Origin of the sequence: Nocardioides eburneiflavus (assembly GCF_004785795.1) — a bacterium.
In the GTDB taxonomy this organism is placed as follows: domain Bacteria; phylum Actinomycetota; class Actinomycetes; order Propionibacteriales; family Nocardioidaceae; genus Nocardioides; species Nocardioides eburneiflavus.
Map to the genome: position 1 here is coordinate 3278146 of NZ_SRRO01000001.1, position 25512 is coordinate 3303657.

Below are 25512 nucleotides of genomic sequence, written 5' to 3' on the forward strand. Positions count from 1 at the left end.
GTGAACGGCAACCCCACCTCACGCGACCACAACAAGGCGTCGGTCCTCGACGTGGTGCTGTCACGCGCACCGCTGACGCGCAACGAGCTCATCGCGACCACGGGACTGAGCAAGGCCACGGTGTCCCGAGCCGTGGAGGAGCTCCGTGCGGACGGCTTCGTCGTCGACGGCGCGCTCGACGAGGTCACGGGTCGTGGCCGCAGGTCCACCTACCTCGACGTGCCCAGCAGCACGGGACACGTCGTCGGCATCAGCTTCGGCATCCAGAGCACGGCCGTCCTGGTGGCCGACCTGAGAGGTCGCGAGGTGCACCACGTCCTCGTGCCCACCCCCCACCACCTGGACGTGGCGAAGGCCGCGGAGTGGCTGGTGGGCCTGATGAAGGAGGTGAGCGGGCCGGCGGGGGGGCCGTTGCGCCAGGTCGTCGTCGCCGTGCCCGGCCGGGTCCGGGGAGGCACGGAGATCTTCGGTTCGGCGGAGCCGGCGCAGGTCTTCGGGGGCTCCGGCCTCCAGCGAGCGCTTGCCGACCTGGTGGCCGCGCCCGTGCTGCTGGACAGCGACGCCAACGCGTCCCTGCTCGGGATCCTCACCGAGAACTCCACCCTCGGCAACGCCGTCCTCTTCAGCCTGAGCAGCATCTTGAGCTTCGCCAGCTGTACGGACCACGAGCTGGTCCGGGGACGTACCCCCGCATTCGGAGACATCGGCGTGCTCTCCTCCGGGGTCGGCGACCAGCCCCTCGACGGGCTGATGAGCACGAGCGGCCTCCTCCGGTTCGCTCGAGGGCGAGGACTCGACCTCGAGCGCATCGATGAGCTCTGGCAGCGGCAGCACGACGAGGGGTCCCGCGCCGCGGTCCTGGATGCGTTCACGACGGCACTGGTCACCGCCGTCAGTGCGGTCGTGGTGACGCTCGATCCGGAGTCCGTCTTCCTCGTGGGCCGGTTGACTCCGCTGGTGGACGAGGTCCTGCCCGAGGTACGACGGCGACTCACCATGAGCCTCCCGACGGTGCCAGAGGTCGAGGTGGCGACCCAGGAGCTGGGTCTGTCAGTGGCGCGAGGAGCGGTGTACGCGAGCCTCGGGATCGCTCGGGACCGGCTGCGGGAAGCCGTGCTCGAGGCACGTCGTCAGGGCCAGCAGACCGAGCGGTTCGCGCCGGCCTTCTGACGGTCGTGGTCAGCTCGGCGGCAGGAACGGCTGGACCAGCCGGGCGCGCTTGGCCGGCGTGCCGGTGCGTTCCTCGTAGGCGTCGGAGGCGTCGAGTGTCTTGGCGATGAGCCGGGACGCGATGAACCGGATGGGCTCGGGCTCCCAGTTGCGCGTGTGGTGTCCCACCCACGGCAGGGACGTGAGGTCCGTGCTCTCGCCCATGATCAGGTCGCGCATCGTGCGGCCCATGATGTTGGCGGCAGTGACGCCGTGACCACCGAAGGCACCGACGAACCCGAGCCCGCTGCTGCGGTCGAACGCGAGCCTGGTGCACCAGTCGCGAGGCACGGCCAGGGCACCACCCCAGTGGTGGGTGATGCTGGCCTGTGAGGCAGCGGGGAAGGCTTCGCGAAGGGTCTCGCAGAGCCGTTGGAAGACGCTGGCGTCCCGCTCGTTCTCGGGCGAGAGGGGGTTGGACAAGCGATAGGGCGCGCCTCGGCCGCCCAGCGCGATCCGGCCGTCGATCGTCCGCTGGGAGTAGTAGTAGAGGTGCCGCAGGTCCGAGATCCCCATGCCGTCCCGCCAGCCGAGCTCGTCCCAGGTCTCCTGGGGGAGGGGCTCGGTCGCGATCATGAGCGAGTAGAGCGGCAGGAAGCTGCGCCGCTGGGACCGCTCCTGGATCGTGTAGGCCTCCGTGGCACGGATCACGATGTCGGCCGAGATCCGGCCGCTCCGGCACTGCACCACGCGGGGGCCGAGCTGTTCTGCTGGTGTCTGCTCGTAGATCGTGACACCGAGCCGTTCGCAGGCCTCGGCGAGCCCGCGGGCCAGCCGAGCGGGATCGACGCGAGCGGAGTGCGGCGTGAAGGACCCGGCGAGGACGCCCCCGGCCCCGCGGACGAAGTCGGCGCACTCGTCGGCGGTCAGGAGTCGGTAGTCGTCGGTCCCGAGTCCGAATCGGTGCTTGGCCTCGGTCCGGGCGCGAAGGCGCTGCACCTGCGGCTCGGTCGTCGCGAGGTTCAGTGCGCCCTCCTTCTTGTAGCCGCAGTCGATCCCTTCGGCGGCAATGACGCGGCCGATCTCGTCGACACCGCGCTGGGTCTCCCGCTCGGCTCGCAGGACCTCGTCCCACCCGCTTGCGCGCGCGTAGCGCGCGCCGCTGCCGGCGATTCCGGCCGAAACGAACCCGCCGTTGCGACCGGCGGCGCCGAATCCCGCGATCTCGGCCTCGACCAGGGTGACCCGCAGGGAGGGGTCCGCTGCCTTGAGGTAGTAGGCGGTCCACAGCCCGGCGAAACCGGCACCGACGATCGCGACGTCACACGTGTGGTCGCCCGACAACGGCCGGCGGGGGTTCAGGTCTCCGACCACCCCGTCGAGCCAGAGGCTCCGCGACCACCGGTTCGCGGCCTCCGGGGGAAGAGCGTCGGGGCCTGCGGTCCGGTCCGTCGGGTGCTCATCTCTCAACACGGCTACACCTTTTCTCGTCCCAGGGAGGCGCGTGCCTCCGGTGAATAGGTTCTGACGGAATGTTGTTGACAGTCAACCACAGTACACGTATTGTCGACAATCGACCAGCGCGCACCGCCGCTGCGCGAGCCAAGCTCCCCAGGAGGACCCCGTGGTATTCGAGAAGCCGAAGTTCGTGACGTTCGACATGAACGGCACGCTCATCAAGTTCGCCATCAACGACGCGATGCGAGAGGTCCTCGGCGACCGGCTGCCGGCCGACGTCGCCGACGAGTACCTGCGGATCTGCAAGGCGTACCGGTTCGACGAGTGCATGGGCGACCACAAGCCGTTCCACCAGATCGTCGCGAGCTCCATGGAGCGCGCCTCGCGCTGGGTGGGCCTGGAGTACCGCCCGGAGGACGCGCGGGCGGTCTACGAGATCGTCCCGACCTGGGGCCCCTACCCGGGGGTGACCGAGGCGCTGAACCGGTTGGCGGAGGCGGTGCCGCTGGTGATCATCACCAACAGCGACACCGCGCACGCCGAGCAGCTCTCGAAGAACCTCGATGCACCGTTCGACGTCGTGATCAGCGCCGAGGAGATGGGCACCTACAAGCCACGCATGCGTGCGTTCGAGTACCTGTTCGACAAGCTCGACGTGACGCCAGGCGAGCTGGTGCACGTCTCGGCCAGCCCGATGTACGACCACCGCACGGCGGCGGCCATGGGCATCGAGGACAAGGTGTACGTCGATCGTGGCTTCGAGCACGACGAGCACTGGCTCGGCTACGAGCGCATCACCGACATCGCCGACCTCCCGGTCCTCTTCGGCCTGCCGCGTCCCTGACCGGGCAGCCGCCCACCGCGGTCCGGCGAACCGGGAGGAGCACTGGATGGACGTCACGTTCGCGTGGCAGGAGCAGCGGACGACGACGCCGGAGGGCGTCTACCGCGTGCTGCGTGCCGCCATCCTCGACGGCAGCGTTCCCCCCGGTGGGCAGCTGCGTGAGGCGCACATCGCTGCGGACCTCGGTATCAGCAGGTCCCCCCTGCGCGAGGCGCTGACCAGGCTCGAGGAGGAGGGCATGGTCGTGAAGATCCCCTTCCGCGGGGCGTTCGTGGCCGAGGTGAGTGCCGCCGAGGTCGCAGAGATCGCCTCGGTCCGCCTGCTCGTCGAGCCGTATGCCGCGGAGCTCTCGATGGAGGCGTTGCGCGGTGACGCGCGCCCGACCCTGGTCCGCACCCTCGAGGACCTCGGGCGCGCCACCGAGCAGAACGACATCCCGGCGAGCATCGACGCGCACCTGCGCCTCCACCGGCTCTTCTACGACCTCTCGGGCAACAGCATCCTGCAGGGCCTCTGGGGCGGGTGGGAGACCAAGCTGCGCCTCTACCTGGCGGCCGACCATCGCTCCTACGCCGACGTGCACGAGATCGCCCGCGAGCACGAGGCGATGGTCCGCTGCGTGCTGGAGGGAGACGTGGACGGGTTCCGGCGCGAGGTGGCCCGCCACTTCCCGTCCGCGCTCGCCGGGCGGAGCACGGGTCGGGGACGCGCGAACCCCGCGCCCCACGATGGCGTGTACGGCCAACGATCGACACTTCCGCTGGCCCCGGCGGCGGACAAGGAGACCTGACAGATGAGTGAGAACCACACCCGGACCGGTTCGGCCCTCGAGCGGATCCGCGCCGTCGGCATGGACCTGCCTCCGGTGGGGACGAGCACGAAGTACGTCAACCACCGAGCCGTCGGAGAGAGCATCCACGTCGCGGGGCAGCTGCCCTACAAGGACGGGGAGCTGCTGGGGCAGGGCGTCCTGGGTCGGAACGTCGACGTCGAGACCGGTCGCGAGCTGGCCCGCCACGCGGTGGTCAACTGCCTCGCCGAAGCCGCGGACGCAGTGGGCGGGCTGGACCGCGTCCGGGTCGTGCAGATGCTGGTCTTCGTGGCCAGCACGCCCGAGTTCGGCCAGCAGTCGACGGTGGCCGACGCGGCCAGTGAGCTGCTCGTCGAGGTGCTGGGCGAGGACGGCCGGCACGCGCGCACGGCCATCGGCGTGGCGAGCCTGCCGCGCAACAGCCCGGTCGAGATCCAGATGATCTGCACGACCGCGTAGGACCCACCGAATCCGTCGAACCACCCTTCGACCGAACCCTTCGACACCGAGGAGCGCACCGTGCACCGGTTCCACCACGTACTCGACCGCCTGGCCGGCCGGGTGGACACGCCCTTCCCGATCGTGCTGGCCGACGTGATGCAGGACAACATCGACCGGATGCAGGCCTTCGCCGCGGAACGCGGCCTGGACGTGCGTCCGCACGTGAAGACCCACAAGTGCATCGAGATCGGCCGGCGCCAGCTCGAGGCCGGGGCGGTGGGGATCACCGCCGGCAACGTCGGCGAGGCCGAGGTGTTCGCCGGCGCCGGGTTCGACGACATCTTCCTCGCCTACCCGGTGTGGCCCTCGGGCACCAAGGCCGGGCGGATCCGTGAGCTGGCGGGGACCACGAGCCTGCGGGTCGGCGTCGACAACGCCGCGGCCATCGATGCGCTGGCCGACGCGATGGGCGAGGAGCCCGACCGGCTCCAGGTCGTCATCGAGGTCGACTGCGGTGCCCGCCGCTCCGGCGCTCCGCCAGAGGCCGCCGGGGACCTCGCCCAGGTCGCCCGCAAGCGTGGGCTGGTGCCGGCCGGGGTCTTCACCTATCCCGGGCACGGCAGTGCCGGTCCGGAGTCGCGGGAGCCGGCCGCCCAGGACCAGGAGGCCGCGCTCGCCACTGCCGTACGCAGCATCGAGGCCGTGGGGATCACCCCGCAGGTGGTCTCCGCCGGCTCCACCCCGACCGTGGCGTACGCGACCGACAGCGTGATCACCGAGATCCGTCCGGGGGAGTACGTGTTCTGCGACCTCGACAACACCCGGCTGGGGGCGTGCGCAGAGGACCAGATCGCGCTCTTCGTGGCAGCGACCGTGGTCAGCGACTGGGTGCCGGACCAGGCCATCCTCGACGTCGGCACCAAGGCCATGGGTCGTGAGGGCACCCCGGAGAAGGGCTTCGGTGGCGTCGCCGGGAGCAAGGCGGTGCTGTCGAGGCTCAACGAGTACCACGGGTTCCTCGCCGTGCCAGGGGGGGAGGCGCGACCGAGCGTGGGCACCGTGGTCCCGGTGGTGCCCAACCACGTGTGTCCGGTGGTGGCCAGCTTCGAGGAGCTGCTGGTGACCGACTCCGAGGGCACGACGCTGGAGCGGTGGGAGGTCGCCGCCCGTGGACGCCTGAGCTGAGCGCCCGTACGACCACTGATCACGCATCCACCACGACCCGACGGAGAAACCCACGATGAGACTCGAGAACCACACCGCGCTGGTCACCGGCGCCAGCAGCGGGATCGGCGAGGCGGTGAGCTCGCACTTCCGCCGCGAGGGTGCGCGGCTGCTGCTGACCGGTCGCCGCGAGCGGCTCGGCACCGCGCAGCCCGAGGACGTGTACGTCCCCGGAGACCTCAATGACGAGGCGTTCGTCGCGTCCCTGGCCGAGGAGGCGAAGGAGGCGTTCGGCACCGTCGACGTGGCCGTGCTCAACCACGGACTGCAGGCCGGCGGCCCATTGACGGAGATGTCGTACGAGGACGCCAGGGACGTGCTGCACAGCAACCTGCTCAGCTCGTTCCTGGTGATGAAGCACTTCGCCCCGCTGATGCCGGCGAGCGGGGGGTCGTTCGTGCTCGTCGGGTCCCGGCTCGGCATCGTCGGCAAGCCGGAGGAGGTGCTCTACTCCGCGGCCAAGGGCGGCCTGATCATGCTCGCCAAGGGCGCCGCCATCGAGTGGGCCCCGCGCAACATCCGGGTCAACGTGGCCGCACCCGGCCTGACCGCGACCCCGGTCATCGAAGCCTCTTTCCAGCGCCGGGACGACCCCGAGGCCTACCGCCGCCAGCGCGAGTCCCAGATCCCGCTGCAGCGCCTGGCCACCCCCGAGGAGGTCGCAGACGCCGTGCTGTTCCTGGCCTCCCCGGAGTCCTCCTACATCACCGGGGCGGTCCTCCCCATCGACGGCGGGTACACCGCGTTCTAGGTCCGACCACGGCCGGTTGTCAACAATAGACAGGAGGGCGTATGGTCGCTGCATGCAGCGACCAGCCCTGGCCATGCGGTGAGCCACGTGATGACCGTCGCGGACCGATCGACCCCCGCGTCGGCACCGCGCGTCACCTGGGAGGCAGGCGAGGGCGGTCTCAGATGCTCGGTCGAGTGGCCCGGTGACCGGCCCCCGCTCTCGCGGGTGCTGCCCATCTTCGAGCAGCTCGGGCTCGTCCTGGTCGACCACGTGCCGGGCGAGGCGGGGGACAGCTTCGCGTTCTCGGAGGTCGAGGACCCGAACCTGCCGGAGATGCTGCCACTGCTCGCGGAGGCGTTCGGCGCCGCGTGGGAGGGGCTCGTCGACCGGGACGAGCTCTCCGCCCTGGTCGTGGAGACCCACCTGGCCCCCAGGCAGGTCCAGCTCGTGCGGGCGGCGTCGCAGTACCTTCGCCAGGCGGGCCTCGGGGCGAGCACCTCCTACGTCCGCGGAATCCTGTCGGCCCATCGCGACTTCGTCCGGCACTGGGTCGAGCTGTTCGAGCAGCGGTTCGACCCCGCGGCCGGCACATCGCCGGGGGAGGGGCTGGCCAACAAGCTCGCGACCTACGCCGATGCGGCGACCACCCGCGACGAGTTCCGGGTCCTGGACTGGTACGTCGGCCTGCTCGACGCGGTCACGCGGACCAACTACTTCCGCACGGACGCGTCGGGGAGTCCGTCGGCCACGATCGTGCTCAAGCTCGACCCGTCCCGCCTGCCGTTCCCCACTGACCCGGCTGTTCACGTCGAGACCTTCGTGCACCACCCGGACGTCGAGGGCCTGCACGTCCGCTACGGCGCGGTTGCCCGCGGTGGCCTGCGCTGGTCCGACCGCGTCGAGGACTACCGCGACGAGGTGCTCGCCCTGGCGAAGGCCCAGCAGGTCAAGAACTCCCTGATCGTGCCTGCCGGGGCCAAGGGAGCCTTCGTGGTGAGGAGCCCCCTCGCCGGTCTGGCACCCGACGAGGCGGCGGAGGAGGTCCGCCGCTGCTACCGGTTGTTCGTGCGTGGCCTGCTCGACGTGACCGACGACGTCGGTGACGGGGTCGCGCCGCCAGCGGGCGTGCTGGCCACGGACGCGCCCGACCCCTACCTGGTGGTGGCTGCGGACAAGGGCACCGCCGCCTTCTCGGACCTGGCCAACGAGGAGTCGACCGCGGCGGGCTTCTGGCTCGACGACGCCTTCGCCTCCGGCGGCTCCACGGGCTTCAACCACAAGGACCTCGGCGTCACCGCGCGCGGGGCTTGGGTGGCCGTGCGGCGACACTTCACCGAGCTGGGCGTGGATCCCGAGCGGGACGAGATCACCGTCGCCGGCATCGGCGACATGTCCGGGGACGTCTTCGGCAACGGGATGCTGCTCTCGAGGACCATCCGGCTGGTCGCCGCGTTCGACCATCGCCACATCTTCATCGACCCCTCCCCGGACCCGGAGGTGTCGTACGCCGAGCGAGCCCGGCTCGCCGCGCTGCCGCGCTCCTCGTGGGCCGACTACGACCGGACGCTGGTCTCTCCTGGCGGAGGTGTCTTCCCGCGGTCCGGCCGGGCGGTCACGTTGTCGGCACAGGCGCGCGCGGTGCTCGGCGTCGACGCCGAGGAGCTGTCCGCCGACGAGCTCGTGCAGGCAGTGCTGAGGGCTCCGGTCGACCTGCTCTGGAACGGTGGGATCGGCACCTATGTCCGGGCGTCGCACGAGACCGACGCCGACGCGGCCGACCGCGGCAACGACCGAGTCCGGGTCTCGGCCGACGGGCTCCGGTGCCGGGTGGTGGGGGAGGGGGGCAACCTCGGCCTGACCCAGGCCGCCCGCATCGAGCTCGCTCTCGCCGGGGGACGCGTGAACGCCGACTTCATCGACAACGTGGCCGGGGTCAACACCTCCGACCGCGAGGTCAACCTCAAGGTCCTCCTGCGCCAGGTCGAGCACGACGGTCTGATCGATCGCCCCGAACGCGACCGGATCCTCCTCGACGAGTGCGCCGAGGAGGTCGTGGCCGCCGTGCTGGCCGACAGTGAGCGCCAGACGTTGGCCCTCAGCGTCGCCGAGGCGTACGGCGCCACCGTGCTGGACCGGCACGACCAGGTGATCCGCAACCTGGAGCAGCACGGGCTGGTCCGGGGCCGCGAACAGCTTCCCGACCACGAGGAGATCGAGCGGCGTCGCGCAGCGGGGCGCGGCCTGACCCGACCGGAGATCGCCGTCGTTCTCGGCCACGCGAAGAACCTCGTCCACGAGCTGCTCCTCGACGGGGACGTCCCGGACGACCCGGGCGTGGCGGACGTGCTGACCGGCTACTTCCCCTCGTCGCTGCAGCGGACGTACGCCGACCAGGTGCTCGACCACCGCCTGGGGCGGGAGATCATCGCCACGCGTCTGGCCAACGACCTCATCGACCGCGTCGGCCCGGGATTCATCTACCGGATCGAGGATCGCACCGGCGCCAGCACCGACCACGCGATCCGGGCGGTGCTCGTCGTCAAGCGCCTCCTGGGCCTCGATGAGCTGTGGGACGGCCTCGCGCCGTACCCGGTGGCGCCCACGGTTCCCCTGCGCCAGGCGCTGGAGCGGGCCCTCGAGCACAACGTCGCCTGGTTGGCCCGTCGCACCAGCAGGCTGGGACCGATCGGGGACGAGGTGGCCTCGTACGACCACTCCGTCGCCCGGCTCCGCGAGGCCCTGACCGCCAACCCGACCGTGACCGACGATCCCTCGCTGGCAGGGAGCCTCGCCGCACTGGCGGGGCTCGGCGCCCCGGGGGAGCTGTTGACGGCGTGCCGCGCGGTGGCCCAGATGAACTCCGCGCTCGGCCTCGCGGCCGCGGCGGCCGACAGTGGCCACGACGTCATCGACCTCGGGGCGGTCTACGCCCGTGTCGGCGAGGCGCTGGGCATGTCCTGGCTCTACACGACCGTGACGATCACGTCGGCCGACCAGCACTGGGTCCAGCTGGCCAAGGCGGCGCTGCGCGACGAGCTGTCTGCGCTCACCGTCGCGATCGCCACCGACGTGGTCACCGAGGGCGGACTGGAGCGGTGGACCCGGCTCCATCGCGACGAGCTGACGCGCACCGCGGCCGCCTACGCCGGGCTGGCGGACAGCGCCGAGCCGGACGTGCCGATGCTCACCGTGGGCGTACAGATCCTGCGGGACCTGTGCCACTCCGCGGGACTGGCCGGTGAGCTCCGCAGGCGCCCCGGTCGGCCGGAGTCGACAGGGGTGGGCGGCAGCTGAGGCAAGCCTCACCTTGATTGTCAACAGTCAACAATCCTCCTATCATCGTCCCATGACGAAACCCACCCACACCCCCACTGGACCCGCCGAGGTGGGTCACACGCACGCCGACGTCTCCGGCGGCGCCCTGCGCGCGTCGGTCTTCGGCGCGATGGACGGCCTGGTGACCAACATCGCCCTCGTCGCGGGCGTCGGCGCCGCCGGTGCCCCTCCCCGCTACATCGTCGTGACCGGTCTGGCCGGCCTGGTCGCCGGTGCCTTCTCGATGGCGATGGGGGAGTACACCTCCGTCAAGACCCAGAACGAGCAGGTCGACCGGGAGTGGCACAAGGAAGCCGAGGAGATCCGGGAGAACGCCGTCGCCGAGGAGCGTGAGCTGGCCGCGATGTTCAGGACCATGGGCATGTCCAGGTCCACCGCGAGCGCAGCCGCGAGCGACGTCCACCGCGACCCCGAGCAGGCTGCGCTCGTGCACGTGACGCAGGAGCTCGGCTTGGACCCCCGCGAGAAGCCCTCGCCGTGGGTCGCGGCCGGCTCGTCGTTCGTGACGTTCTCGCTGGGCGCGATCGTGCCGCTGCTGTCCTTCCTGCTCGGCTTCACCTCGCTTGCACTCGGCCTCGCGATCGGCGGCCTCGGGCTGTTCATCGCGGGCGGGCTCGCCTCGCTCGCCACGACCGTCTCCTGGTGGTTCAGCGGCCTGCGCCAGCTCGCGTTCGGGGCCCTGGCGGCCAGCGCGACGTACGGCGTCGGGCTGGCGTTGGGAGTCGGGGTCGTGGGCTGAGACGCCCACGTCTATTGTTGACAATCTGTGGTCTACAGTCGTAATCTGGATCACACCCGAAGAGAGAGGCACGCCTTGATGAGCACGCCCACGTTCCGTCCGAAGTACGTCTCGTTCGACTGCTACGGCACCCTGATCAGCTGGCCGATGACCCCGATCACCAAGGAGCTGGTCGGTGACCAGGTCCCGGCCGAGAAGTGGGACCAGTTCGTCGCAGAGTTCCGCGGCTACCGCTACGACGCGGTGCTCGACGCCTACTACCCCTACGAGGAGGTGCTGCAGAACGCCTTCGACCGGGTGTGCCGCAAGTGGGGGATCCAGTCCGACCCCACAGCGGGCAAGCGCCTCGCGGACGGTGTGCGGGGCTTCGGCCCGCACCCGGACGTGGTGGAGCCGCTGAAGAGGATGGCCGAGCACTACAAGCTGGTCATCCTGTCCAACGCCGACGACTCCTTCCTCGCCGAGAGCGTCCCGCGGCTCGAGGCGCCGTTCCACGCGGTGTACACCGCCGAGCAGGCCGGCTACTACAAGCCGCGCTACGCCGCGTTCGAGTACATGCTCGACCAGCTCGACGCCCAGCCCGAGGACTTCGTGCACGTCTCCTCGCACACTCGCTACGACCCCCTGCCGATGCACGACATGGGCTTCCGCAACCTGGTGCTGCTCGACCGCGGCTACGACCCGGTCCCGCCCGGCTACGACCTCACCGTGGTGAAGTCGCTCGACGAGCTCAACACCCTGCTCGGCATCTGAGCCGAGTCCTCGGCCGCCGCGGCCAGGTGCACCCCGAAGCCCTGGCCGCGGCCGGCTGCTGCGCCCTGACCGGCTCGGTGGCCCTCACGGGCAGGCGAGTGCCGGTCCGGTCGATCGGCGCTGCCCGCAGCCCTGAGCACGCATCCGACCTGAACACCTGAACCCCCTCACCCCCAGACCCCCTCACCACCAGAACCCCAGGAGAGACCGAACATGCGCACCACCATGAGCAAGTGGAAGATCCTCACCGCTGCGAGCCTCGGGACCGTGGTCCTCGCCTCGACCTCTGCCTGCGGTGGTGGCGCGAGCTCCCAGGCGAGTGACGAGGCGTCCGGCGCCAAGGGCAGCTTCGAGGACGTCGCAGCTGAGGTGAAGCCCGACCCGGCCGCGGTCGACCTGCTGCCGGCGGACATCAAGGAGGCCGGCAAGATCACCATGGCGGCGGACCTGCACTACCCGCCGACCTCGTTCCTCGCCGAGGACAACAAGACCCCCATCGGCTACAACGTCGACATCGCCAAGCTCCTCGGGCAGAAGCTGGGCCTCGAGGTCGAGGTCAAGAACGTGACCTGGGACAACGTGATCCCGGGCATCGCGGCGGGTCGTTACGACTTCACTGCGACCAACATGACCCCCACGCCCGAGCGGCTCGAGGTCCTGGACATGATCACCTACTGGGCGGCCGGGTCGTCCCTGATCGTCCAGACGGGCAACCCGGAGGGCCTGAGCCTTGCCGACGACTCGATCTGCGGCAAGAAGATCGCGGTGATGGCCGGGAGCTCGCAGCAGCAGGACTACATCCCGCTGATCGACGAGGACTGCGAGGCCGCCGGGCAGCAGCCGGTCGACAGCGTCGTCCTGGGCAACGTCGAGGGTGCCCTCACCCAGCTCGTCGCCAAGCGGCTGGACGGTGTCTTCTCCGACACCTCGCAGCTCGCCTGGGCCGCCAAGCAGCAGCCCCAGTCCTTCGAGCTGCTCTCGCCCCAGTACCAGAAGGAGGAGGGCGACGACATCGTCGCTCTGGGCCTCGAGAAGGACTCCGAGCTCACGTCGGCCCTGCACGCCGCGATGCAGTCGCTGATGGACTCCGACGCCTACCAGGAGACCCTCGACCGCTGGGGCCTGGGTGCTGGTGCGATCACGACCTCGGAAGCCCTGGGGTGACCCATGACGTACACGACGGATCCGGTCCGCTCGGACCGAGACAAACAGAGCAACGGGGCCCTTGACGCCACTGTCAAGCCCCGGGTGCACCGCCGCGGTGTGCTGGAGTACGTCGCCTGGTTCCTGTGTGCCCTGGTGGCGTTCGGCGTGGTCCGCACGCTGCTGACGAACGAGAACTACCAGTGGGACGTCGTGGCGCAGTACGTCACCGCCGACACGGTCCTGCGCGGCCTGGTCATGACGGTCGTGCTCACGGTCGTCTGCATGACGTTGGGCGCGCTGCTCGGATTGGTCCTGGCCGTCATGCGCGTCTCGCCCCTCCGGCCGGTGCGCATCCTGGCCAGCGGCTACCTCACGTTCTTCCGCGGTACGCCGGTGCTCGTCCAGCTGATCTTCTGGTTCAACATCGCCGCCCTCTACCCGAACCTGGCGATCGGGATCCCGTTCACCGGCATCTCCCAGGACGTCGACGTCAACCGGCTGATCAGTGCAACGACGGCTGCGATCGTGGGCCTGTCCCTCAACCAGGCGGCCTACCAGGCGGAGATCTTCCGCGGCGGGTTCGCCTCGGTGGACAAGGGCCAGATCGAGGCGGCCGACTCGCTCGGGATGAGCCGGATGACCAAGCTGCGCCGGGTCATCGTCCCTCAGTCGATGCCGACCATCGTCCCGGCGACCGGCAACCAGTTCATCGGGATGTTCAAGGAGACGTCCCTCGTCAGCGTGCTCGGCGTCGGTGAGCTCCTGCAGAGCGTGCAGCTCATCTACGCCCGCACCTACCAGACGATCCCGCTCCTGATCGTGGCCTGCCTGTGGTACCTGCTCATGACCCTGCTGCTGAGCTACCCGCAGTCGCGGATCGAGAAGAGGTTCTCCCGGACCCGGGAGAGAGTCAGCAACGGGCCCGCTGCCGGGCCCCTCCAGACCGAGCTGATGGGAGAGGCCCGATGAGCGGCGACGGAACCGTGTACGCGCGCGGCCTGCGCAAGAGCTTCGGCGACAGGGTGGTGCTCGACAGCATCGACCTCGACGTGGCGTGCGGCGAGATCGTGTGCATCATCGGCCCGAGCGGGTCGGGCAAGTCCACCTTGCTGAGGTGCATCGACGGGCTGGAGGAGATCGACCGCGGTGTCCTTCGCGTCAACGGCGAGGACTTCGGGTTCAGGGAGACCGCCACGTCCTACCAGGCGCTGAAGCGCAAGGAGGTCGCTGCGCAACGGACGCGGATCGGCATGGTGTTCCAGTCGTTCAACCTGTTCCCCAACATGACCGCGCAGGAGAACGTGATGTCCGGCCCGGTCCTCGTCAAGGGCGCACCCAAGGCGGAGTCGAGGAAGCGCGCGGACGTGCTCCTCACGAGCGTCGGGCTCCACGGCCACGGCGACCACTACCCGTGGCAGCTCTCCGGCGGCCAGCAGCAGCGGGTCGCCATCGCACGCTCGCTTGCGATGGACCCCAAGGTGATGCTCTTCGACGAGCCCACCAGCGCCCTCGACCCCGAGCGCGTGGGTGAGGTCCTCGCCGTCATGAAGGACCTCGCCGAGCGGGGCATGACCATGCTCATCGCGACCCACGAGATGGGCTTCGCGCGTGAGGTGGGGGACACGGTGATGTTCATGGACGGCGGCTTCGTGGTCGAGAAGGGCGCGCCCGCCGATGTGCTCGGCAATCCCCAGGAGCCGCGCACGCGCAAGTTCCTGGAGACCGTGCTCTAGCCCGCCGCCGTGGACCTCACCCCGCCAGGGCGCGGCGTAGTGAGGTCTTCCACCGCCCGAGCGCGCCTCTGCAGCTGCTGACAATCCGTGTTCCGCCCACCCTCAGATCCGGGAGACCACCGCTCATGAAGTTCACGTCGTACTGGCTCGACACCGCGCCGGCCACCCCCGACCGTTCGCAGACGGAGGTCGGCGGCAAGGTCGACGTCGCCATCGTGGGCGCCGGCCTCACGGGCACCTCTGCCGCGCTTCACCTCGCACGGAAGGGCGCGCGGGTGGCCGTGCTCGAGAAGGAGACCGTGGGCTGGGGTGCCTCGGGCCGCAATGGAGGCATGGCCACGCCCGGGCTCTCGCTCGGGCTGCGCGACGCGATCGCACGCTACGGCTTCCCCATGGCGCGCGACCTCTACAACAGCTACTACGACGCGATCGACAGCATCGAGAAGCTGGTCGCCGAGGAGGGCATCGACTGCGACTTCGCCCGGACCGGCAAGCTGACCCTCGCGGCCAAGCCCGCCCACTACGAGGGGATGAAGCGCACCCACGAGATCCTGACCGAGCGCATGGGCGTCGACACCACGCTCGTGCCGGGCGGCGAGCTCGCCGCGGAGATCCGGTCGCCGCGCTACCACGGTGGCATCCTCGACCCCCTCGGTGCCGGGCTGCACGTGGGCAAGTTCGTCAAGGGACTGGGTGAGAGCGCAGTCCGGGCGGGCGCGGAGATCCACGAGAAGGCCGGCGTGGAGTCGCTCGACCGTCTGGGCGGCACCCGCTACGACCTCGTCACCTCGCGCGGGCGGATCCGCGCCGACAAGGTCCTGGTCGCCACCAGCGGCTACACGACACGGCCGTTCCGCTGGCAGCAGGTCCGCATCGCACCCGTCGGCAGCTTCATCATCGTCACCGAGCCCCTCGGCAAGGAGGCGTGCGACCAGCTGCTGCCGAACCGGCGTGTGGTCGCGGACTCCAAGAACCTCCTCTACTACTTCCGCATCACGCCGGACCACCGCCTGCTGTTCGGTGGCCGAGCGCGCTTCGCCATGGAGGGTCCGCGCTCCGACGCGAAGAGCGGCCGCATCCTGCGCGAGGCGATGGTGGAGGTCTTCCCCCAGCTCGCCGATGCCAAGGTCGACTACTGCTGGGGCGGACTGGTGGACATGAGCATGGACCGCCTCGTCCACGCCGGCGAGCAGGACGGCCTCTTCTACTCCGTCGGCTACTCCGGTCATGGAGTCCAGATGGCCACCCACATGGGCAAGCAGATGGCCGACTACATGGACGGCGTGCTGGAAGCGAACCCGTGGCGCGACATTCCCTTCAAGCGGATCCCCGGCCACGTCGGCCCCCCGTGGTTCCTGCCCTTCGCCGGCGCCTACTACCGGTTCCAGGACGTCATCAGGTAGAAGTCCCACAGGCACAACTGCCCCACCCCGACGGAGGTGTTCGGCCGCGGCCGGGCACCTCCGTCGCGTATGATGTCGACAGTTGGTCTTCCTGCCTTCTCGGGCTAGCGGGGCAGGACCTGAGACGCGGTGGACGAGCCGTGGCGAGCAGTAGGGGAGAGCACGTGGCGGCAAAGGGTACGCCGACCGGAATTCCGCGCGCGACGTTCGCGTCGATGGTCGGGGAGCGGATCCGGTCCAGCATCATCGAGGGTGGCCTGCCACCCGGATCACAGCTGCACGAGGTCGAGCTGGCAGCGAGCTTCGGTGTCAGCCGCGGTCCGGTGCGCGAGGCGCTCCAGCGCCTCATCCAGGAGGGGCTGCTGCGCAGCGAGCCGCACCGCGGCGTCTTCGTGCCGGTCATGAGTGCCGACGACATCGTGGACATCTACCTCGCCCGCGAGGCGTTGGAGGGCGCAGCTGTCCGGCGGATCATCGCGACGGCACGTGCGGCCACTGCGTACAAGGCACTCGACAAGGTCGTCCGCAGCATGGAGGCGGCGGAGAACGCCGAGGACTGGAAGACGGTCGCGAGTCGCGACCTCGACTTCCACACCGTGCTCGTCGCTTCTGCGGAGAGTCCTCGACTCGAGCGGATGTTCACCACCGTGATCTCGGAGACGCGATTGTGCCTCAGCATGCTGACCTCCGAGCTGCAGGGCCGGGACTTCCTCGTGGAGGAGCACCGCGAGATCAGCGAGATGATCCGCGCCGAGGACACCGAAGGAGCCATGGCGGCGCTCACGAAGCACTTCGACGACGCCGTCGTGACGCTGCAGCGTCGCGGTGGTGACGTCGAGGACGGCGAGGCGGGCGAGAAGGCAGGCTGAACACCAGCGGGCCCCGGCCACCAGGGGTGACCGGGGCCCGCTGGTGACCGTCAGCGCAGGCTCCACACCTTGCGGATCGTCTCGTGCACGTCCCACCGGCCGGACCAGCCCTCGGGCTGCACGATCACGTCACCGGCAGAGACCTCGAAGGTCTGGCCCGTGGCACCGTCGGTGACGGTGGCCCGGCCGCTCAGGATGTAGCAGGTCTCGGTGTCCTCGCGAGGCGCCACCGGCCAGCCTCCCGGTGCCGACTCCCACACGCCGGCGCGCACGGCGCCGTCGGTGTCGAAGCGGAGGATGCCGAGCTGCGGATCCCCGGAGTCGGCCCCCGGCCGCTGGCCGGCTGGTTCGAGCTCTCCGGTGATGGTGATGGAGGGGATGTGGACGTAGGTGCTCATGGGTCGGTGCCTCCTCGGCACTCGGGTCGCCCGGACGGCGACTGGATCGTGATGGCCGCGCGGCCGCGGCCGTCGGGACGGCGTCAGCCCGCGGCGAGCAGGTCCAGCACCGCGGCGGTGACCTGCTCGGTCGACGCGGTCCCACCCACGTCGGCGGTGCGGGTGGCGGGCTCGCGCAGCGTCTCCTCGATGGCGCTCATCAGCCTCGCGGCGGCCTCGCTCGAGCCGAGGTGGTCGAGCATCAGCACGACCGACCAGAGCATGCCGACGGGGTTGGCCAAGCCCTTCCCCGCGATGTCGGGGGCTGACCCGTGGACCGGCTCGAACATGGACGGGTTCTGTCCGGTGGGGTCGAGGTTGGCCGAAGGTGCGATGCCGATGCTGCCCGTCACGGCCGCCGCGAGGTCGCTGAGGATGTCACCGAAGAGGTTGCTCGCCACGATCACGTCGAAGGACTCCGGTCGCAGGACCAGCTTGGCGGCCAGGGCGTCCACGTGCTCCTCGGCCAGGTCCACCTCGGGGCGGAGGGCGGCGCGCTCGCGCACCACCTCGTCCCAGAACGGCATGCTGTGCACGAGGCCGTTGGACTTGGTCGCGGACGTCACGTGCCGGCCACGGCCCGAGGCGAGCTCGAAGGCGTAGTCGGCGATGCGGCTGATGCCACGCCGCGTGAACACTGCCTCCTGGATCGCCGTCTCTTCCGCGCTTCCCTGGCCGAACCTGCCACCGACCTGGCTGTACTCGCCCTCGTTGTTCTCGCGGACGATCACCAGGTCGATGGGACGGTTCTCTGCATCGGCGAGGGGGCTGGTGACCCCTGTGAACGATCGGACCGGGCGCAGGTTGACGTACTGGCTGAACGCCCGTCGGATCGGGATGAGCAGGCCCCAGAGGGAGACGTGGTCGGGCACGTCGGCCCATCCGACGGCACCGAGCAGCACGGCGTCGTGGTCACGAAGAGTGTCCAGGCCGTCCGGGGGCATCAGGGCACCGGTCTCGAGGTAGCGCTGGCAGGACCAGTCGAACTCGTCGATCCGGATGCCCAGGTCGTGGCGGGCGTCGAGGGCGTCGAGCACGGCTCGCGCCGACGCCGCGACCTCGACGCCGATGCCGTCGCCGGGGATGAGCGCGATGGCGCGGGTCTTCCTCGTGTCGTCCATGACGCCCTCAGGCCGGCGTGGCGATCGCGACGTACTTGGTCTCCAGGAACTCGTCGATGCCCACCCGGCCACCCTCACGGCCCAGGCCCGAGTGCTTCACGCCGCCGAACGGGGCCGCGGGGTTGGAGACGATGCCCTGGTTGAGCCCGATCATCCCGGTCTCGAGGCGCTCGCACACGCGGAAGGCCCTGTCGAGGTCGCGGGTGAAGACGTAGCAGGCCAGGCCGAACTCGGTGTCGTTGGCGGCAGCGATCGCCTCCTCCTCGGTCTCGAACGTCACGACGGGGGCGACGGGACCGAAGATCTCCTCGTGGCGCAGCCGCGCGTCCTGGGCCACGTGGGTCAGCACGGTGGGCGGGTAGAAGTAGCCCTGGCCCTCGAGGGCCGTGCCGCCGACGACGACCTGGGCGCCACGGCGGACGGCGTCGTCCACGAGCGAGGAGACCTTGTCGCGGGCGTCGGCGTCGATGAGGGGACCGACGACGACCCCGTCCTCGACCCCCCGGCCGATCGGGAGGGCTGCCATCCGCTCGCCGAGCCGGCGGGCGAACTCGTCCGCCACCGCGGAGTGCACGTAGAACCGGTTGGCCGCCGTGCACGCCTCACCGATGTTGCGCATCTTGGCCTGCATCGCACCGTCGATCGCCACGTCGAGGTCCGCGTCCTCGAAGACGAGGAACGGGGCGTTGCCGCCGAGCTCCATCGAGGTCCGCATCACCTGGTCGGCGCACTGCTCGAGGAGCTTGCGTCCCACGGCCGTGGAGCCGGTGAAGGAGAGCTTGCGGGCCCGTCCGTCGCGGATCATCGGCTCCATCACGGGGGCCGGGTTCGCGGTCGTCACCACGTTGAGCACGCCGTCGGGAAGTCCAGCCTCCTGGAGGACCTCGACGAGCGCCAGGATCGAGAGCGGGGTCTGCTCGGCCGGCTTGACGACCATCGTGCAACCCGCCGCGACGGCCGGCCCGATCTTGCGCGTGCCCATTGCCAGGGGGAAGTTCCAGGGGGTGATGAGGATGCACGGGCCCACCGGCTCACGCATCACCAGGAGCCGGCCCTGACCGTTCGGCGCGACCGAGAAGCCGCCGTCGATCCGCACGGCCTCCTCGGAGAACCAGCGGAAGAACTCCGCGGCGTAGGCGACCTCGCCACGGGCCTCGGCCAGCGGCTTGCCCATCTCGAGCGTCATCAGCAGGGCGAGGTCCTCCTGGCGCTCGAGGAGCAGGTCGTAGGCCCGCCGCAGGATGTCGCTGCGCTCGCGGGGCGGCACGGCGGCCCAGGAGCTCTGCGCCTTGGCTGCGGCGTCGAGCGCCTGCATGCCGTCGGCCGGGGAGGCGTCGGCCACCTCGGCCAGGACGCGACCGTTCGAGGGGTCCTCGACCTCGAACGTCGCCCCGGACTCCGCGGGGCGCCACGCGCCACCGATGAACAGCCCGGTCGGCACGGAGCTGACCACCTTCTCTTCCCGTGCGAAATCGTCAAGCATCTTGTGGCCTCCGGCGCGTGAACGGTTGTATGGTGTGTGTCTGTTGTTGACAGTCTACCAAGGAGCGTTCCCGATGGCCAACCTTTCTCCTCTGCTCAAGCAGGCGACGCCCGTGACCGTGGCCCGCGGCGAGGGCGTCTACCTGTACGACGAGGACGACCGGCGCTTCCTCGACTTCACGGCGGGCATCGGCGTGACCAGCACGGGGCACTGCCACCCGCGGGTCGTCGCGGCTGCGCAGGAGCAGGTCGCCACCCTGATCCACGGCCAGTACACGACGGTGATGCACCGGCCGCTGCTGACCCTGACCGAGCGCCTCGGCGAGGTGCTTCCCGAGCAGCTGGACTCGGTGTTCTTCAGCAACTCCGGCAGCGAGGCCGTCGAGGCTGCGCTCCGGCTGGCCCGGCACGCCACGGCGCGGCCCAACATCGTGGTGTTCCACGGCTCCTTCCACGGGCGCACCATCGGCGCTGCCTCGATGACCACCTCGGGCACGAAGTTCCGAGCCGGCTTCTCGCCCATCATGGGCGGCGTCGCCGTCTCACCGTTCCCCACGGCCTATCGCTACGGCTGGGACGAGCAGACGGCGACCGAGTTCGCCCTGCGGGAGCTGGACTACCTCCTGGCCACCGTGACCGCGCCGGCCGAGACGGCCGCGTTCCTGGTCGAACCGGTGCTCGGAGAGGGTGGGTACGTCCCCGCCAACACCGCGTTCATGCAGGGACTCCGGGAGCGTGCGGACCGCCACGGGATCCTCCTCGTGGTCGACGAGGTGCAGACCGGCTGGGGCCGCACCGGCCGGTTCTGGGGTCACGACCACTTCGACGTGCGTCCGGACGTCCTGGTCACCGCCAAGGGCCTGGCGAGCGGCTTCCCGCTCTCGGCCATCGCGGCGCGCGCCGACCTGATGGCCAAGGCCTGGCCGGGCTCGCAGGGCGGGACCTATGGTGGCAACGCGGTGGCGTGTGCGGCGGCCATCGCGACCCTCGACGTGATCCGTGAGGAGCGCCTGGTCGACAACGCCCGAGTCACCGGCGCCGCCCTTGCCGAGGGCCTGGAGAAGGTGGCGGCCAACACGGCGGGCATCGGCGACGTGCGTGGTCTGGGTCTGATGCTCGGCAACGAGTTCGTCACCGCCGACGGCCAGCCCGACGCCGCCACCGCACAGCGAGCGCAGCAGAAGGCGGCCGAGCTCGGCCTGCTGCTCCTGACCTGCGGTCCCTTCGGCAACGTGGTGCGGATGATCCCCGCCCTCGTCGTCACCAAGGAGCAGGTCGACGACGCGCTTGCGATCTGGACCGACGCCGTGGACTTCGCGACCTCGGCCTGAGTCGTCGGCAATGACCTCGTCCGGCCGGGCGGTCAGGCCGCCGGGCCGGTCCGCAGCCAGGCGGCGGACCGGTAGCGCAGGGCGACCGCCACCTGTCTGGCCAGCAGCCATCCGGTGAGGGCCCACCACAGGGCGACGACGCCTGCCTCGGTCAGGAGGACGGCACCGGCCAGCGGCAGGAACGTCACGAGCGCGACCAGCATGGTGCCGGCGAGGTAACGCGTGTCGCCGGCGCCGATGAGGATCCCGTCGAGGACGTAGAGCACGGCGCCGACCGGTTGGCCTGCCGCGATCACGACGGCCAGGGACCACACGAGGTCTCGCACCGCCTCGTCGGTGGTGAAGACCGGGACGTAGACGGGCCGGAGCGCCAGCAGCAGCACGGCCATCACGAGCCCGCTGCCGACGCCCCACAGAAGAGCGCGACGACTCGCCTCCCGCGCCGTCTCCGGTGCTCCGGCCCCGAGCGCGTGGCCGACCATGGCCTGGCTGGCGATGGCGCACGACTCGGGCGCCATCGCCAGGACGTACCACAGGGTGAAGGCGATCTGGTGGCTCGCCAGCGCCGCGTCCCCGTGGGCGGCGGCGACGAAGGTCATGACCAGCAACGAGACCCGGAGGAGCACGGTGCGGGCGAGGAGCGGCGCGTTCGCGCTCGCTGCCGCCCGGATACCCGGACGATCGGGCCGGAGGGATGCCTCGTGCCGGCGCGCGCCGCGGACCACGACGGCGCACAGCCAGGTGGCTGCTCCCATCTGGGCGATCACGGTCCCGAGCGCAGATCCGGCGATGCCGAGGCCGACCGGGTAGACCAGCAGCAGGTTGAGCGGGACGTTGGCCAGTGCCGCGATGCCGGTTGCGAACAGCGGCGTCCGCGTGTCCTTCAGTCCGCGCAGGGCGCCGGTCGTGGCCAGGACGACGAGCATCGCGGGCAGGCCGAGCAGGCTGATCCGCAAGTAGACGATGGCGTGCGGCGCCGCGGTCCCGGACGCGCCGAGCAGGTCGACGAGGACGGGGGCCAGTGGAAGACCGGTGGCCGCCAGTCCGAGGCCGATCGCCACAGCGAGCCAGATCCCGTCGATGCCCAGTGAGTAGGCGCGACGCAGGTCACCGCCGCCGGCCCGGCGGGCCACCGCCGCCGTCGTCCCGTGCGCGAGGAAGATGCACAGGAAGACCGCGTTGAGCATCACCGCAGAGGCGATGCCCAGGCCGGCGAGCTGCGGTGTCCCGAGGTGGCCGACGATGGCGCTGTCGGCGAGGAGGAAGGCCGGCTCGGCGAGGAGGGCGCCGAGCGCGGGGACCGCCAGCCCCAGCAGCTCGCGGTCCGTCCGGCTCAGCATCCGCTCAGACGGGCTGGGAAGCCCTGTGGATCGCGATGATCTTGGGCTCGGTCATCGCCTCGACCGCGAAGGGTACGCCCTCCCTTCCCACGCCGGAGCGCTTGCCGCCCCCGAAGGGCATCGCGTCGATGCGGAAGTCGCCGGTGTCGTTGATCATCACCGCGCCGACGCGCAGGCGTTGCGCGACGCCCAGCGCCGCGTCGAGGTCACGGCCGAAGACGCCGGCCTGCAGTCCGTACTCCAGGCTGTTGATCTCGGTCACCACGGCGTCGACGGAGTCGAACGGCTCGACGGAGACCACTGGCCCGAAGACCTCGTCGGTGAGCACCCGCGCGTCGGCCGGGACCGAGGTGAGCACGGTGGGCCAGTAGTAGGTGCCGTCGCGCTTGCCGCCGGCGAGGACCGCGGCGCCACCCTCGACCGCTTCGTCGACCCAGCTGGCCACACGCTCGGCCGAGACCTCGTCGATGAGCGGGCCGACGTCGGTGCGCTCGTCGGCCTTGCTGCCGACGACGACCTCGGTCGTGTGCTGGACCACCAGCTCGACCAGCTCGTCGGCCACCTCCCGCGCGACGAAGACCCGCTGCACCGAGAGGCAGTTCTGGCCCGCGTTGCCGAACGCGCCGTCGACCACGGCCCGCGCCGCACGGCGCACGTCGGCGTCGGGCAGCACCACCACGGTCCCGTTGCCGCCCAGCTCCATCATCGTCTTCTTGGCGCCCGCGGTTGCGGCGATGGCGTTGCCCGTGGCGTAGCCCCCCGTGAACGAGACGAGGTCGACTCGCGGGTGCGCGACCAGGGCGGCCCCGACGGTGGCACCGCGGCCCGGGAGCACGGCTACCCGGTCCGCCGGCACGCCGGCGTCGAGGAGGAGCTCGATGAGGGCGAGCGCCACCAGGGGGGTCTGCTCGGCAGGCTTGAGGACCACCCCGTTGCCGCCCATCAGTGCCGGCGCCACCTTGTGCGCCACGAGGTTGAGCGGATCGTTGAACGGCGTGATCGCGGCGACGACGCCGACCGGTTCCCGGGTGTACCAACCGAGGCGGCCCTCGCCGCGAGGAGTGTCGCCGAACGGAAGCGTCCGGCCCTCGAGACGGTCAGCCTGCTCCGCGGAGAGACGGACGGTCTCGATGGCGCGCTGCACCTCGCGGCGGGCGTCCCGGATCGGCTTGCACCCCTCGCGGGAGAGCAGGTCGGCGAAGGCGGGGGCTCGCTCGCCGAGCATCGCGGCGGCCCGGTGCAGGGCCTCGCGCCGTTGCCAGGTCGGCCACGGCGGACCCGCCAGGACGGCGTCGGCAACCGCTCGGACCGCCTCGTCGACGTCTGCTGCCGTGCAGTCCCCGGCGCGTCCGACGACGCGGCCGTTCTCGGGGTCGGTCACCTCGAGCACCGCGTCGGGCTGGTGCCAGCGGCCGGCCCAGAAGGCGCCGCAGGCGGCTGGCAACGGGGGGAAGAGCCGATCGGTCATGCGCCAACTGTGACTTGTCATCTGATGATCGTCAACTGCATGTTGTTGACAACACGTCCGGATGGGTGGTGTGCTTGGTGATCTCGGACACACCTGCTGCGGACGGCGCAGCCACAGATACGAGGAGCGTTTCGATGGGTCGACTTCGTTGGGCAGCTGGGCTCAGTGCCATGGCGCTGGTCACAGCCGGTTGCGGGATGGGCGGTGGCGCCGAGAGCGGCGGCGGGACGAGCGGCTCGGGCGGCAGCGGTGGACACCTGGTCTACGCGGAGCAGTTCCCCCCTGCATCGGCCTGGGCGGTGGAGACCAACGACGCGCACTCGCTGACGCGGGCAGGCTGTCTGGAGACGCTGGTCGAGTACACGACCGAGGGTGAGCTGGAGCCGATGCTGGCCACCGAGTGGACCCAGGCCGAGGACGGGGCGTGGGAGTTCACGCTGCGCGACGGCGTGACCTTCCAGGACGGCACGCCGATGGACGCCGAGGCGGTCGTCGGGGCGCTGACCCACGTGCTGGAGGTGCCGACCCCGGCACGCGCGTTCAACTCGGACGTGATCGCGAAGGTCGAGGCCGTGGACGAGGCGACGGTGCGGATCACCACCCCGAAGCCCGATGCGCTCGTCCCGCTGCGGGTGGCCAACGCCAACGCCGGGATCCTGGCTCCCAAGGCCTACGAGGGCAAGCAGATCGACATCGTGGGCACCTGCACCGGTCCGTTCACGGTGACCGACGAGGTGCCCGCGCAGTCCCTGAAGCTGGAGGCAAACGAGGACTACTGGGGCGGTGACGTCACGCTGGACACCGCGGAGGTGCGGTTCATCGTCGACGGTGCGGCGCGGGCCACCCAGCTGCAGAGCGGAGAGGTCCAGATCGCCAAGAGCCTGCCGGTCGCCAACCTGGCCACCATGGAGGGTGACGAGAACCTGGAGATCTCCCAGCTGGACCTGGCGCGCACCACGGTCATGCTGCTGAACACCTCCCGCCCGCCCTTCGACGACCCGCTGGTGCGCCGGGCGATCCAGACGGCGGTGGACACCCAGGCCATCGTCGACGGGGTCTACGAGGGTGCTTCGACGCCGGCCGTCGGTCCGTTCAGTGCCAACACGGCGTGGGCCCCCGAGGGAGCCGCGCCCATCACCCAGGACCTCGACGAGGCGCGGGCGCTGCTCGACCAGGCCGGGGTGGCCCCCGAGGACCTGTCGATCGAGCTGATGGCCTACAACGACCGCCCCGAGTTCGGCGACGTCGCCGCGGTCATCCAGAGCGAGCTGGGTGAGCTCGGGGTGAAGGTCAAGATCCGGGCCGGGGAGTACCCCGCCCTGGAGCCCGACATGCTCTCCGGCGACTACGACGCCTCGCTGCTCTCGCGCGGCTACCTGGTCGACGTGGCCGATCCCGGCGGCTACCTGGCCTCCGACTGGGTGTGCGACGGGGGCTACAACCTCGCCCACTACTGCGACCCCGAGACCGACCGGGCCATCAGCGACGCGACCGCCATCGAGGACACCGACGAGCGCAACGCCGCCTACCGGGACATCGCGGCGAAGCTGCAGGAGGAGGCCGCCAGCGTCTTCCTCGTCCACGAGAAGGCCGTGTGGGGCCTCCAGGTCGGCGTCGAGGGCTTCCAGCCCCACCCCCTCGACCAGTACGTCCTCACCGCCGACCTCGCCCTCGGCTGAGGCCGCCGCGACCGA

The 25512-nt window shown here is 70.6% G+C and carries 22 protein-coding genes; 16 read left to right on the forward strand and 6 right to left on the reverse strand.

Annotated elements, in window-relative coordinates; genetic code table 11:
• The gene (locus tag EXE59_RS15425) at nt 1–1170 is read left to right on the forward strand and encodes an ROK family transcriptional regulator (protein WP_135839694.1); all 1170 of its coding nucleotides are present in this window, start codon (nt 1–3) and stop codon (nt 1168–1170) included.
• Nucleotides 1171–1179: 9 nt separating this feature from the next.
• On the opposite strand, the gene EXE59_RS15430 is transcribed toward EXE59_RS15425, so the two are convergent.
• Complete coding sequence (locus EXE59_RS15430) at nt 1180–2523, reverse strand: NAD(P)/FAD-dependent oxidoreductase (protein WP_168218546.1); 1344 nt, start codon at nt 2521–2523, stop codon at nt 1180–1182.
• Between the two features lie 250 nt (nt 2524–2773).
• Between EXE59_RS15430 and EXE59_RS15435 the strand changes: the two genes are divergently transcribed.
• The 13 genes from EXE59_RS15435 to EXE59_RS15495 all read left to right on the forward strand — a co-directional run bounded on the left by EXE59_RS15435 (nt 2774) and on the right by EXE59_RS15495 (nt 16639).
• Nucleotides 2774–3451, forward strand: coding sequence for a haloacid dehalogenase type II (locus tag EXE59_RS15435; RefSeq protein WP_135839696.1), 678 nt, complete (start codon nt 2774–2776; stop codon nt 3449–3451).
• A gap of 46 nt (nt 3452–3497) precedes the next feature.
• Nucleotides 3498–4241, forward strand: coding sequence for a GntR family transcriptional regulator (locus tag EXE59_RS15440; protein WP_135839697.1), 744 nt, complete (start codon nt 3498–3500; stop codon nt 4239–4241).
• A 3-nt stretch (nt 4242–4244) separates the two neighbouring features.
• Complete coding sequence (locus EXE59_RS15445) at nt 4245–4721, forward strand: RidA family protein (protein WP_135839698.1); 477 nt, start codon at nt 4245–4247, stop codon at nt 4719–4721.
• 60 nt (nt 4722–4781) lie between these two features.
• Entirely contained in the window at nt 4782–5888 is a 1107-nt protein-coding gene (locus EXE59_RS15450) for an alanine racemase (protein ID WP_210429025.1), read from the forward strand.
• A gap of 55 nt (nt 5889–5943) precedes the next feature.
• Nucleotides 5944–6678 carry an SDR family NAD(P)-dependent oxidoreductase gene (locus EXE59_RS15455; protein WP_135839699.1) on the forward strand — a complete coding sequence of 245 codons (735 nt, stop codon included), beginning with the start codon at nt 5944–5946 and terminating at the stop codon, nt 6676–6678.
• Between the two features lie 207 nt (nt 6679–6885).
• On the forward strand, nt 6886–9954 hold the full coding sequence (locus EXE59_RS15460; RefSeq protein ID WP_342777207.1) for an NAD-glutamate dehydrogenase domain-containing protein: 3069 nt from the start codon (nt 6886–6888) through the stop codon (nt 9952–9954).
• Nucleotides 9955–10006: 52 nt separating this feature from the next.
• On the forward strand, nt 10007–10735 hold the full coding sequence (locus EXE59_RS15465; protein ID WP_135839701.1) for a VIT1/CCC1 transporter family protein: 729 nt from the start codon (nt 10007–10009) through the stop codon (nt 10733–10735).
• Between the two features lie 78 nt (nt 10736–10813).
• Complete coding sequence (locus EXE59_RS15470; RefSeq protein ID WP_135839702.1) at nt 10814–11488, forward strand: haloacid dehalogenase type II; 675 nt, start codon at nt 10814–10816, stop codon at nt 11486–11488.
• A 213-nt stretch (nt 11489–11701) separates the two neighbouring features.
• Nucleotides 11702–12652, forward strand: coding sequence for an ABC transporter substrate-binding protein (locus EXE59_RS15475; RefSeq protein WP_210429026.1), 951 nt, complete (start codon nt 11702–11704; stop codon nt 12650–12652).
• An 84-nt stretch (nt 12653–12736) separates the two neighbouring features.
• Nucleotides 12737–13603 (forward strand): amino acid ABC transporter permease, encoded by an 867-nt coding sequence (locus EXE59_RS15480; RefSeq protein WP_210429027.1) that lies wholly within the window; start codon nt 12737–12739, stop codon nt 13601–13603.
• On the forward strand, nt 13600–14367 hold the full coding sequence (locus EXE59_RS15485) for an amino acid ABC transporter ATP-binding protein (RefSeq protein WP_135839704.1): 768 nt from the start codon (nt 13600–13602) through the stop codon (nt 14365–14367). The genes EXE59_RS15480 and EXE59_RS15485 overlap by 4 nt, the downstream gene beginning before the upstream one ends.
• 125 nt (nt 14368–14492) lie before the next feature.
• The gene (locus EXE59_RS15490; RefSeq protein WP_135839705.1) at nt 14493–15770 is read left to right on the forward strand and encodes an NAD(P)/FAD-dependent oxidoreductase; all 1278 of its coding nucleotides are present in this window, start codon (nt 14493–14495) and stop codon (nt 15768–15770) included.
• A 164-nt stretch (nt 15771–15934) separates the two neighbouring features.
• Nucleotides 15935–16639, forward strand: coding sequence for a GntR family transcriptional regulator (locus EXE59_RS15495; RefSeq protein WP_210429028.1), 705 nt, complete (start codon nt 15935–15937; stop codon nt 16637–16639).
• A 50-nt stretch (nt 16640–16689) separates the two neighbouring features.
• On the opposite strand, the gene EXE59_RS15500 is transcribed toward EXE59_RS15495, so the two are convergent.
• The 3 genes from EXE59_RS15500 to EXE59_RS15510 all read right to left on the reverse strand — a co-directional run bounded on the left by EXE59_RS15500 (nt 16690) and on the right by EXE59_RS15510 (nt 19680).
• Nucleotides 16690–17037, reverse strand: a complete 348-nt coding sequence (locus EXE59_RS15500) for a cupin domain-containing protein (RefSeq protein ID WP_135839706.1) — start codon at nt 17035–17037, stop codon at nt 16690–16692.
• 83 nt (nt 17038–17120) lie between these two features.
• Entirely contained in the window at nt 17121–18197 is a 1077-nt protein-coding gene (locus EXE59_RS15505; protein ID WP_135839707.1) for a tartrate dehydrogenase, read from the reverse strand.
• A 7-nt stretch (nt 18198–18204) separates the two neighbouring features.
• Nucleotides 18205–19680, reverse strand: coding sequence for an NAD-dependent succinate-semialdehyde dehydrogenase (locus EXE59_RS15510; RefSeq protein ID WP_135839708.1), 1476 nt, complete (start codon nt 19678–19680; stop codon nt 18205–18207).
• A 73-nt stretch (nt 19681–19753) separates the two neighbouring features.
• Between EXE59_RS15510 and EXE59_RS15515 the strand changes: the two genes are divergently transcribed.
• A complete protein-coding gene (locus EXE59_RS15515; protein WP_135839709.1) occupies nt 19754–21010 on the forward strand; it encodes an aspartate aminotransferase family protein in 1257 nt (418 codons plus the stop codon).
• A gap of 32 nt (nt 21011–21042) precedes the next feature.
• Here the strand turns inward: EXE59_RS15515 and EXE59_RS15520 are convergent, their stop codons facing one another.
• Complete coding sequence (locus tag EXE59_RS15520) at nt 21043–22350, reverse strand: MATE family efflux transporter (protein ID WP_135839710.1); 1308 nt, start codon at nt 22348–22350, stop codon at nt 21043–21045.
• A 4-nt stretch (nt 22351–22354) separates the two neighbouring features.
• The gene (locus EXE59_RS15525; protein ID WP_135839711.1) at nt 22355–23818 is read right to left on the reverse strand and encodes an aldehyde dehydrogenase family protein; all 1464 of its coding nucleotides are present in this window, start codon (nt 23816–23818) and stop codon (nt 22355–22357) included.
• 170 nt (nt 23819–23988) lie between these two features.
• Between EXE59_RS15525 and EXE59_RS15530 the strand changes: the two genes are divergently transcribed.
• A complete protein-coding gene (locus EXE59_RS15530) occupies nt 23989–25497 on the forward strand; it encodes an ABC transporter substrate-binding protein (RefSeq protein ID WP_210429030.1) in 1509 nt (502 codons plus the stop codon).
• Nucleotides 25498–25512 lie beyond the last annotated feature (15 nt).

Coding starts and splice junctions, on each gene's coding strand:
- EXE59_RS15440 (WP_135839697.1), top strand. CDS start 3,498: ATGGACGTCACGTTCGCGTGGCAGGAGCAGCGGACGACGACGCCGGAG.
- EXE59_RS15445 (WP_135839698.1), top strand. CDS start 4,245: ATGAGTGAGAACCACACCCGGACCGGTTCGGCCCTCGAGCGGATCCGC.
- EXE59_RS15455 (WP_135839699.1), top strand. CDS start 5,944: ATGAGACTCGAGAACCACACCGCGCTGGTCACCGGCGCCAGCAGCGGG.
- EXE59_RS15465 (WP_135839701.1), top strand. CDS start 10,007: ATGACGAAACCCACCCACACCCCCACTGGACCCGCCGAGGTGGGTCAC.
- EXE59_RS15470 (WP_135839702.1), top strand. CDS start 10,814: ATGAGCACGCCCACGTTCCGTCCGAAGTACGTCTCGTTCGACTGCTAC.
- EXE59_RS15475 (WP_210429026.1), top strand. CDS start 11,702: ATGCGCACCACCATGAGCAAGTGGAAGATCCTCACCGCTGCGAGCCTC.
- EXE59_RS15485 (WP_135839704.1), top strand. CDS start 13,600: ATGAGCGGCGACGGAACCGTGTACGCGCGCGGCCTGCGCAAGAGCTTC.
- EXE59_RS15490 (WP_135839705.1), top strand. CDS start 14,493: ATGAAGTTCACGTCGTACTGGCTCGACACCGCGCCGGCCACCCCCGAC.
- EXE59_RS15500 (WP_135839706.1), bottom strand. CDS start 17,037: ATGAGCACCTACGTCCACATCCCCTCCATCACCATCACCGGAGAGCTC.
- EXE59_RS15505 (WP_135839707.1), bottom strand. CDS start 18,197: ATGGACGACACGAGGAAGACCCGCGCCATCGCGCTCATCCCCGGCGAC.
- EXE59_RS15510 (WP_135839708.1), bottom strand. CDS start 19,680: ATGCTTGACGATTTCGCACGGGAAGAGAAGGTGGTCAGCTCCGTGCCG.
- EXE59_RS15515 (WP_135839709.1), top strand. CDS start 19,754: ATGGCCAACCTTTCTCCTCTGCTCAAGCAGGCGACGCCCGTGACCGTG.
- EXE59_RS15520 (WP_135839710.1), bottom strand. CDS start 22,350: ATGCTGAGCCGGACGGACCGCGAGCTGCTGGGGCTGGCGGTCCCCGCG.
- EXE59_RS15525 (WP_135839711.1), bottom strand. CDS start 23,818: ATGACCGATCGGCTCTTCCCCCCGTTGCCAGCCGCCTGCGGCGCCTTC.
- EXE59_RS15530 (WP_210429030.1), top strand. CDS start 23,989: ATGGCGCTGGTCACAGCCGGTTGCGGGATGGGCGGTGGCGCCGAGAGC.